Origin of the sequence: Rhodopseudomonas sp. (genome assembly GCF_048594845.1) — a bacterium.
In the GTDB taxonomy this organism is placed as follows: domain Bacteria; phylum Pseudomonadota; class Alphaproteobacteria; order Rhizobiales; family Xanthobacteraceae; genus Rhodopseudomonas.
This window is the reverse complement of record NZ_JBMDXE010000126.1, coordinates 1-8,387: the sequence shown is the minus strand read 5'-3', so window position 1 is coordinate 8,387 and position 8,387 is coordinate 1. Positions and strand designations below refer to the sequence as shown.

Sequence of the window (8,387 nt, the reverse complement as noted above, 5' to 3'; positions counted from 1 at the left end):
AACCCTGCAGCTTCCGGCATCACACTCGCTGCGCCGTATACGCCAGATACCTCACTCAGCGCCGCTGTCACCTGATCCTGCACATGCCCCAGTTCGATCCCGGACGACGGCATGAGATAAGCCGTCGCGAAGGCGCGGGCTTCGCGGAAGACAACAAGGGACGGTCTCAGCAGCCGCGAGCGATCGATCAGCACGGGATCGCCGCCCGATCTGCACACACGGACCACCGACTCCAGCTCGCGGAAAATGTGCGACGCGCCGTCCGGCGCGTGCATGGTGAAGGCATCGACCACCAGCGCGCTCGCATCCCAGGCACAGTCGATGTCGAGCTGCTGCGACAGCGCGGCGTCGGGAAACAGGATGCGCGGCTCCGGCAGATATTCGAGGCTGGCACCGCGCGTGACCTGAAGCGACACGACTTCGGTGGCACGCGCGGCTGCGTCGGCGCGATGCACCGAGGTGGCGCCCTGGTTGGTCAGCGACACGGCGGTATCCGCGCCGAGTTCGAGCCGCTGTACCAGCCGGTCTTCGCCATGCAGCGCGCCGCTGCCGGTCTGCACGATCAGGCTCAGACGGTCCGGCCGCTCCGCATCGAGATAGAAGCCGCGCGTCAACACGAAGGGCCAGGCGAACAGCCGCCGATCGATCACGGTGCGGCCGCCGCGGCGGACGAAGCTCAGATCGAACAGCGCGTTGCTTCTGGTCGCTGCTCGCATCACGACCTGAACAGCACCTCGCGCTCGAGCAGATCGACGATGCCGTCGATCCCCTCGCCGCGGCGGCAGTTGGTCAGATGCACCGGGCGCTGATCGCGGACTTTCAGCGCCTCCTGATGCATCCGCGTGAGATCGACGCCGACATGCGGCGCGAGATCGACCTTGTTGATCACCAGCAGATCGGCGCGGATCACCCCGGGGCCGCGCTTGCGTGGAATGTCATCGCCGCCGGCGACGTCGATCACGAACATCCAGAAATCGGTGAGATCGCGCGAAAAGGTCGAAGCGAGATTGTCGCCGCCGCTTTCCAGCAGGATCAGTTCGACGCCGGGGAAGCGCCGCTCCAGCTCGTCGGCCGCTTCGATGTTGAGCGTAGGATCTTCGCGGATCACCGTGTGCGGACACGCCCCCGCCTCGACCGCCGAAACGCGCGCCGGATCGATCAGCCCCGAGCGGCGGATGCGTTCGGCGTCTTCGGCAGTGACGAGATCGTTGGTGATCACCGCGATGTCGATGCCGCGCGCCAGCAGCGCGGGGATCAGCCGCTCCACCAGCGCTGTCTTGCCGGAGCCGACCGGACCGCCGATGCCGACTCGTGCGGCGGCTGCGACCGGAGCGGCCATGGCCCCACCGAGGGAGAGCCGGCTCATCGCAGCATGAACCGGCGCGCGAGCGGCACTCTGGTGGCCGGCTCGCACATCAGCAGCTTGCCGTCGGCGCGTACCTCGAAGGTCTGCGGGTCGACGTCGACATGCGGCATCGCGGCGTTGCGGATCATGTCGGTCTTGCGCAGCTTGCGCACGTTCTTGATCTGCACCGACTTGCGGTCGAGCCCGAGCTTGCCGCGAACGTCTGCATCCATCGCCAGCTTCGACATGAAGTTGACGCCGAGTTGCTGCGGCGCCGCGCCGAGCGCACCCCACATCCGTTTCTGGATCATCGGCTCGGACAGGCCGAGGCTGCCGTTGCCGTCGCCCATCGCGGCCCAGACGACGAAGCCGTTCTTGATCACCATATAGGGCTTGAGGCCGAACGACGCGCGCGGCCACAGCACCAGATCGGCCATCTTGCCGACTTCGATCGAGCCGACCTCGTGGTCGATGCCGACCGCGATCGCCGGATTGATCGTCAGCTTGGCGATGTAGCGCTTGATGCGCTCGTTGTCGGCGCGTGCGGTGGTCTCCTCCGGCAGACGGCCGATGCGATCCTTCATCACGCTGGCGAGCTGCCAGCATTTGGCGACGTTCTCGGCGAGCCGCCCCATGCCCTGGGTGTCGGTGCCGAAGATCGAGATCGCGCCCATGTCGTGCAGGAAGTCTTCAGCCGCCATCGACTGCGCGCGGACCCGCGCCTCGCCGAACATCACGTCCTCGGGCGCGTTGTAGTTGAGCTGATGACAGATCATCGTCATCGGCACGCCCTCCTCCATGCCATAGGAGGTGTAGGGATTGGTCGGGTTGGTGGAGGACGGGATCACGTTGTCCCACGACACCACCTTGAGCAGATCGGGCGCGTGCCCGCCGCCGGCGCCTTCGACGTGATACATGTGGATGGTGCGGCCATCGACGGCCGCCATGGTGTCTTCGCAGAAGCCGTATTCGTTGATCGAGTCGGTGTGCAGATGCACGGCGAAATCGTTGCGGTCCGCCGCCACCAGACTCTGGTCGATCACCGCCGGCGCGGCGCCGAAGTCCTCGTGGATCTTCACCGACATGCCGCCGGATGCCACGGCCTCCTCGACCGCTTCCGGATTGGAGCCGCCGCGGCCGAACAGCGCGTAGTTGAGCGGCGAGAACTCGATCGCCCGTAGGAAATTGCCGAAGGTCGCCGCCGCGCCGCTGCCGACGTCGAACACCGGCCCGGAGCCGTTGCCGACCAGCGTGGTCGTGCCGCCCGCCAGCGCGTGGTCGGATTGCTCCGGCGAAATCAGATGCGCGTGGGACTCGATCGCGCCCGCGGTGACGATGAACGGGCCGCCGGCGATCGGCGCGGTGGTGTGGCCGACGATCATGTCGGGATGCACGTCCGGCATCACGTCGGGGTTGCCGGCCTTGCCGATGCCGACGATGCGGCCGTCGCGAATGCCGATGTCCGCCTTGATGATGCCGGCGACGGCGTCGACGATCGTGACGTTCTTGATCACCACGTCGAGGATTTTGTGCGACGACGTGAGGTCGCCGTTGACGCCTTCGCCGTCGCGCAGATTTTTGCCGGCGCCGACGAGTAGTTCGTGCCCGTAGGTGGTGTAGTCGTGATCGATCTCGGCGAGCAGGCTGGTGTCGGCGAGCCGCACCAGATCGCCCTTGGTGGGGCCGTAAAGTTCGCCATAGGCGCGGCGGGTGAGGACGGCCATGGCTCAGGCTCCCAGATAGCCGCGGGCGCGGGCGCGTTCGAGCGCCGCATCCTTGGCGGACGCATCGTCCAGCGGTCCGTTGACCAGTCCGGCCTGCCCGCGCACCACGCGGTGTCCCGCGATCGGCACCAGCCGCACCGATTTCACCACACCCGGCTCGAAGCGAACACCGGCACCGGCCGGCCGGTCCACCTTCATGCCCCACGCCGCCGCACGATCGAACCGCAGCGCGCGATTGACCTCGAAGAAGTGAGTGTGGCTGCGCACCTGAACATCGCGATCGCCGGTGTTGACGACGTCGATCGTGATCGCCGGCAGATCGGCGAAGCTCTCGATGTCGCCGCCGTCTGCGATTATCTCTCCGGGCACCAGGGCGTCGGCGATCTCCGCTTCGCCCGGCCCGATCGGCTCGAACAGCGCCATCACCTTGGTGCCCTCGGCGAACATACACTCGATGTAGAGCATCGGGATCATCTGCGCGACGCCGGGCTCGACATCGTCGGTGGTGAGCAGCCGGCCGGCCATGTCGCGGATCTCCGCATAAGGCAGGTCGCGGCGCGCCGCAGTCATCACCTCGTCGGTGAGATAGGCCACCGCCTCCGGATGGCTGAGCTTGATACCGAGCGAACGGTTGCGCCGCGCCATTTGCGCGGCGTTGAAGATCACCAGACGGTCCATCTCGGTCGGCGACAGATTCATCATGCGGAAGTCACCTCGTCAGGTCGTGAACATGCGGATGTGCCGAAGCGGCCCGCGCGCGATGGCGATATCGATGAACGGCGTGAAGCTCGCCGGCTCCGCATCGGCGGGCGGCGTCTCAGCGAGCAACTCGCTGAGCAGCATGCGCGCGGCCGACTGGCTGCGCTGCGCGTCGATGTGGCCGATCAGGCCGAGCCGGACCGCGGCGCTGACCAGCCCGGTGATCAGCGTCCAGCCGGACATCAGTTCGGCGGCGTCGAAACTGAAGCCGGCGTCGCGCGCCACGACGGCCTGCACGATCGGCAGATGGCCGAGCCGCGCGTCGGACGCCACGACCTGGCGATAGGACACCGACAGCGCGCCGCCCAGCTTGCCCCAGACGCCGAGCAGCGCGCGGCCGGCGCGACGCGAACCTTCGCGCATTTCCGCCGCCGCCGTCCCGGCTTCGGCAGCCCGATCGACGGCCGCGATGGCTTCGCAGCCTTCCGCCTCGAACGCGCTGCGTAGCAAGATGCGATCCATCGTGGCCCAACGCCGCGCGAGCTGATCGGCAATCACCTCGTCCAGTTCGTCACGGCCGCCGAGCAGGCCATCGGCCATCAGGCCTTCGAGGCCCCAGGAGAACGCGAAGCCGCCAGCCGGATAGGCGCTGTCGCCGAGTTGCAGTAAAGCCAGCGTCTGCGCCCGATCAAACAGCATCGCTCTCGATCACTTCGCCGGAGTCCAGCAGCGGCCTGATCCGCGCCCGATAGGTCTCGGCCGGCCCGTCGAGCAGCACGATCAGTTCATCGCCCTCGAAGCGGACGCGCCAGTGCAAATTGCCGGCGTTCCAACCGAGCTTCAGTGCGGCCGCCTGATCCACCGGCTTTAGCCGCAGCCGCGCCTGCTCACCGAACCGGGCGACGATGGCGCGGTCGTGTTCCAGAAACAGCACGGCGCCGTCGACCAGTTCCTCGTCGCGATCGAGACTGACGGCGCAGTCGGTGCCGCGATCTGTCATCAGGCGGAAGCGTTTGCGGCCGGCGTCCGAGGCCGGCACGAACAACAGCTCGATGCCGCCATGATGTTCGACATGATGCAGGCGAGCCGCGCAGGCTGCATCGTCGGACCGTCCGATGATGCCATGCAGCCGCAGCATCAAGAAAATCTCCCGAGCGGATGGTGAAGTGGGCCGACATTCCTCGAAACGTTCGCTCGCGCGAAACTTCCGAGGCACGCATCGCATCACGGCACGGCGGCGCGTCCTGCCCGATATGCGACAGCTAATATTTAAGACGGCAATATTTGAAAAGGCAAGCGTCTAACGCCAGTCGATGATCGAGAAGTCGTAGCCCTCGACCTGCGCGAGATACACTGGGTGGCGGCCGCCGACCACCGACTGCGCATGGTCGCCTCGCGCGGTGCGCTGCTGCAACGTCCGGCCGTAATGCCGGGCGAGCTTGCGGGCATCTAGGCTGGCGGCCTCTTCGATCAGGGCCGCGAGCGAGTAGATGCCCTCGTAACAGGATTCACCAAACGCATTCGCCGGCGGTGGACTGTCGCCGAAAGCGGTGTGGTAGCGCTCCAGGAACGCCCCGTTGTTGCGCGAGCGGATCGAAGAGAAATAGCTCGACGCCGCGTAAAGATTCTCCGTCTCGTTGGGCTCCAGTCCATAGGCCACGGTCTCGTCGACGGCGGACGAAAACCGCAGCACGCGCGAACTCAGGCCGGCCGCGCAGAACGCGCGGTTGAAGGCGATGCAGTCGAAGCCGAGGAAATAAGGCAGCACCGCGTCCGCCTGCGTCGTCTTGATACGGTCGAGGATCTCGTCGAAATCATGCTCACCGATCGGCAGATAACTCTCGCCGGTCACGGTTCCGCCGTAGCGGGCGATCAACGCGCGGGCGATCTGCAGGCAACCGCGCGGCCACACATAGTCGCTGCCGCACAGGAAAAACCGCCGGGCGTGCTTCACTTCCGACAACCAGTGAATCGCCGGCCCGAGCAACTCATCGGCGGTCTCGCCTGTCGCCATCACCTTCTGCGACGGCGACAAGCCTTCGAACTGCGGGGTGTAAATGAAGGGGACGCGATTCCGGGCCGCTTCGGCGACGCGATCCCGCGCGAAGCTCGGCACCATGCCGACAATGCCGTCGACGCCGTCGATCTCGATTGCGTCACGCGCAGCGCGGCCGGCGCTTTCCCCCGTTTCGCCAGCGTTGACGATGCGAAGATCGATGTGCCGCCTGAGCAGGCCAGAGCCACGATTGATCTCGTCGACCGCCAAACGACCACAGGCTTCAGCCGAGGGTGCCCACAACCCGGCCGCGCCGGTCTGCGGGATCAGCAGGCAAATTCGGACACTTCCCAAGCGCAGCATCTCCGTGAGGTCGGGATGCACACTCACGAATCATGCCAAGTCGGGATTTAGGCGCTCAAGCCCGTTCGTCACGCCGAAGCAGGCCGACCAGGGCCCGACTGCCCGATCCGGCGTCATTCCCGCCGCCAGACGCGACCAATTTTTGTGCAGAGAGACGAGCGCCCGCCGACGAGCCCCCAAGCGACGAGAGTCCAAGAGCGACTCAGCATTTCCTGATCGGGCGGGCCGGCTTGTGCGCAATCGTCGGTCTCGCCACCAGCCAAGACCGGAAGATCGCCTCCTGACAGGCCCAGGCTTCTGTGGCGAGCACGCGGCCAAGCACGCAGTTGCCGTTCCGGGTCGCGCCGAATGTCGTGATACCGGGCCCATCCAACGCCGCTTCGATGTCGGCCTCGATCCCAACGGGCAGATCAGGCGCATACATGACGATGAGGGCCGAGATCGAGGCTCCGTCCCACAAATATTGTAGCGCCTGCACTTCTTCTTGGGTCTCGCAGATCAGCCGATCCGTGACCACCGGCTGCCCGCCGATGCTGATTTCGAATTCGGAGTCCAACTGGTCGAACGCAAAGGCCTCACCGAAATGAACGCGGCCGGCCGTGACCACGTCCGTTGCGAACAGCCGCGACGACGGATCGAGCGCAATGCGGGTCCGTCGTTCGACCCGCGAGCGCGCGAACGGAATGCTCTCGTCCGGCCAATACTCCAGCAGCGCCTCGGGGCCGACCGACAGGTTGACCAGTTCGCGCGAGGTCGCTCCCTCGAGGCATTTGTAGAATTTGCTTGCGGCTGTCGTGGTGATCAGCGCACGGGTCGCGGGCTCCAACGTGCCGTGGAGTTCGGCGACGTCGCCTTCGACGAAACCGCCGCCACTATTGATCAGCAGCAGGAACGGCTGATCGTCCGCGTCCTGATAGTGACAACCCTGCCATTGATAAGGGATACGCCAGGACCGGGGGTCGATCTCGGTGCGCCCATTGCGGCGTACCGCGTGGATGTTCATCAAGGCATGCTTGCCGACGATCCAGTCCGGCTGAGGAAGAACGACCTGCATCACGCCGCATCCTCGAACATGACGTCCCGCTCGATCCACGTCACGATATCCGCAAGGCCGACACCGCGCTTCATGTCGGTGAAAATGTAGGGCTTGCCGGGCCGCATCCGGGCGGCGTCGCGATCCATGACGCCGAGATCGGAACCGACATACTCCGCGATGTCGATCTTGTTGATGATCAACAGCGGCGACCGGGTGATCCCCGGCCCTCCCTTCCGCGGGATCTTCTCGCCCTCGCCGACGTCGATCACATAGATGTGGCTGTCGACGAGTTCAGGGCTGAACGTCGCCGCGAGATTATCGCCGCCGCTCTCGATGAACAGGATGTCGAGATCCTGAAAGCGCCTCACCAGATCGTCGACGGCAACCATGTTCATCGAGACGTCCTCGCGAATTGCGGTATGCGGACAACCGCCGGTCTCGACGCCGACGACGCGGTCCGGATCGATCGCCCCACTCCGCACCACGAAGTCCGCATCCTCGCGGGTGAAGATGTCGTTGGTGATGACCGCAATCGAGTGCCGTTGTCCCATGGCGCGGCAGAGCTGAACGAGCAACGCTGTCTTTCCGGAGCCGACCGGGCCGCCGATGCCAATTCGGATGGGCTTTCTCATCGTCACCCCTTCTCTTCCCTGATCATGTCACGAGATGCACAGCCGCGTGGCGAGCCGCTCATGGCGCATGGCAGCCGCATCCAGCGTGGCATAGGTCGAGCACATCCGTTCGGCTGGCCTCGTCCTGGCGATTGTGCCGCATTCATCCAGCAGCGGGCCGGCGCTACTCACCATCCGCTGCGCATCGACCTGTCCGAGCGGGACGAGCCGCTGGGCAACTGCGACCAGACTCGAAAAGCCGCTCCAGAGATAGCCCGCAACCGTGTCGACCTCGCCGAGCGCCAGTCCGGCGCCGGCGATGCCATACACGACCGCATGATGTCCGTCGCACTCGCCGACATCCATCATCGCCTTGTAGCGCCGCATGCCCTCGAGCTCGAAGATGTCACGGCAGGCCGCCAGCAGCGCTTTCCCGGTCATGACCGATGCGGCCCGAGTCTCCCGCGCCAACTTGAGCGCGCCGAGACGACGGTCGAGCGAAGCCAGCCGCTCGGCGTCGCCGTCCAGCGCCGCACGATAGGCTTGTGCCACGGCGACGGCGTCGCAGGTCGCGATTCCATAACGCAGCCACGCCCGGCAACGCGCTTCCGCC

Annotated in this window: 10 protein-coding genes; all 10 read right to left on the bottom strand. The window is 65.9% G+C overall.

The features are described 5' to 3' along the window. Positions 1–716: urease accessory protein UreD (locus tag ACOJTD_RS07700; protein ID WP_420132330.1), on the bottom strand; the 716-nt coding region annotated here is incomplete at its 3' end. Further along, complete coding sequence (gene ureG, locus ACOJTD_RS07695) at positions 716–1,366, bottom strand: urease accessory protein UreG (RefSeq protein ID WP_420132329.1); 651 nt, start codon at positions 1,364–1,366, stop codon at positions 716–718. The genes ureG (ACOJTD_RS07695) and ACOJTD_RS07700, both read right to left, overlap by 1 nt. Then, complete coding sequence (gene ureC, locus ACOJTD_RS07690) at positions 1,363–3,069, bottom strand: urease subunit alpha (RefSeq protein WP_420132328.1); 1,707 nt, start codon at positions 3,067–3,069, stop codon at positions 1,363–1,365. The genes ureG (ACOJTD_RS07695) and ureC overlap by 4 nt, the downstream gene beginning before the upstream one ends. Positions 3,070–3,072: 3 nt before the next feature. Next, positions 3,073–3,771 carry an urease subunit beta gene (ureB, locus tag ACOJTD_RS07685; protein WP_420132327.1) on the bottom strand — a complete coding sequence of 233 codons (699 nt, stop codon included), beginning with the start codon at positions 3,769–3,771 and terminating at the stop codon, positions 3,073–3,075. A 15-nt stretch (positions 3,772–3,786) separates the two neighbouring features. Then, positions 3,787–4,467 (bottom strand): urease accessory protein UreF, encoded by a 681-nt coding sequence (locus tag ACOJTD_RS07680; protein ID WP_420132326.1) that lies wholly within the window; start codon positions 4,465–4,467, stop codon positions 3,787–3,789. Continuing rightward, positions 4,457–4,906, bottom strand: coding sequence for an urease accessory protein UreE (gene ureE / locus ACOJTD_RS07675; RefSeq protein WP_420132325.1), 450 nt, complete (start codon positions 4,904–4,906; stop codon positions 4,457–4,459). The genes ACOJTD_RS07680 and ureE overlap by 11 nt, the downstream gene beginning before the upstream one ends. Before the next feature lie 162 nt (positions 4,907–5,068). Beyond that, complete coding sequence (locus ACOJTD_RS07670) at positions 5,069–6,118, bottom strand: substrate-binding domain-containing protein (RefSeq protein ID WP_420132324.1); 1,050 nt, start codon at positions 6,116–6,118, stop codon at positions 5,069–5,071. 211 nt (positions 6,119–6,329) lie between these two features. Then, positions 6,330–7,181 (bottom strand): urease accessory protein UreD, encoded by an 852-nt coding sequence (locus tag ACOJTD_RS07665; protein ID WP_420132331.1) that lies wholly within the window; start codon positions 7,179–7,181, stop codon positions 6,330–6,332. Continuing rightward, a complete protein-coding gene (gene ureG, locus ACOJTD_RS07660) occupies positions 7,181–7,795 on the bottom strand; it encodes an urease accessory protein UreG (RefSeq protein ID WP_420132323.1) in 615 nt (204 codons plus the stop codon). Before ureG (ACOJTD_RS07660) ends, ACOJTD_RS07665 begins: the two co-directional genes overlap by 1 nt. 27 nt (positions 7,796–7,822) lie before the next feature. Next, positions 7,823–8,387, bottom strand: a 565-nt coding sequence (locus ACOJTD_RS07655) for an urease accessory protein UreF (RefSeq protein WP_420132322.1), incomplete at its 5' end; no start/stop codon positions are given.

Coding starts and splice junctions, on each gene's coding strand:
- ureG (WP_420132329.1), bottom strand. CDS start 1,366: ATGAGCCGGCTCTCCCTCGGTGGGGCCATGGCCGCTCCGGTCGCAGCC.
- ureC (WP_420132328.1), bottom strand. CDS start 3,069: ATGGCCGTCCTCACCCGCCGCGCCTATGGCGAACTTTACGGCCCCACC.
- ureB (WP_420132327.1), bottom strand. CDS start 3,771: ATGATGAATCTGTCGCCGACCGAGATGGACCGTCTGGTGATCTTCAAC.
- ACOJTD_RS07680 (WP_420132326.1), bottom strand. CDS start 4,467: ATGCTGTTTGATCGGGCGCAGACGCTGGCTTTACTGCAACTCGGCGAC.
- ureE (WP_420132325.1), bottom strand. CDS start 4,906: ATGCTGCGGCTGCATGGCATCATCGGACGGTCCGACGATGCAGCCTGC.
- ACOJTD_RS07665 (WP_420132331.1), bottom strand. CDS start 7,181: ATGCAGGTCGTTCTTCCTCAGCCGGACTGGATCGTCGGCAAGCATGCC.
- ureG (WP_420132323.1), bottom strand. CDS start 7,795: ATGAGAAAGCCCATCCGAATTGGCATCGGCGGCCCGGTCGGCTCCGGA.